The following is a 535-nucleotide window of genomic DNA, read 5'->3' as shown; positions in this document are numbered from 1 at the left end:
GTCTGCGCCGCAGGGATTCACCGTCCCTGACGCCGGGGCCTCAGAGCCTTCAACTTTCGTGCGTCGTTCCGGCCGGTGTCCGCCCACGCCGCGCCGGGGGCCCGGGCAGCGGCCGCGGCCAGCGCATTAGCAAGCCGCACGGCGTCCACAAGCAGCGCACTGTTGGACTGCCGCGCGATGCCAGCCTCGCTGGTGCAGATCACAAGCGCCACCGTGACCTCCGCAATCAAGTCCGTGTCACGACTGCGCCGATACTCATACAGTGAGTCCTCCGTGTTCCCAAGCGCCCCAGAGACAAACACCGCGACCTCGGTCCTGCGTGCCATGTCCAGCTTCACCAACACCGACGAGACCAGGTTCTTCACGGTCTTCTCGGCTAAAAACATCTCCTGTCCGATCTGGCCGTTAGACAACCCTCGGCCCACCCCGACCGCCACCTTCATCTCCTGCTTTGACAGCAACCCGAACATCGCGTCCGACCGGGTCGCCTCGTTCGTCCCGATCGGAGCCAGAATCCCGGCCTGGAAACGACGGC

Annotated in this window: 1 protein-coding gene; it reads right to left on the bottom strand. The window is 65.2% G+C overall.

What is annotated here, in order from left to right:
- Positions 1 to 17: 17 nt before the first annotated feature.
- Positions 18 to 535 (bottom strand): response regulator transcription factor (locus ACFO0G_RS19945; RefSeq protein WP_376979808.1); only part of this gene is annotated, 518 nt, incomplete at its 5' end.

This window comes from Arthrobacter sedimenti, assembly GCF_042652025.1.
GTDB classification, from domain to species: Bacteria; Actinomycetota; Actinomycetes; order Actinomycetales; family Micrococcaceae; genus Arthrobacter; species Arthrobacter sedimenti.
The sequence above is the reverse complement of the archived record's forward strand: the minus strand, read 5'-3'. Positions and strand labels throughout refer to the sequence as shown.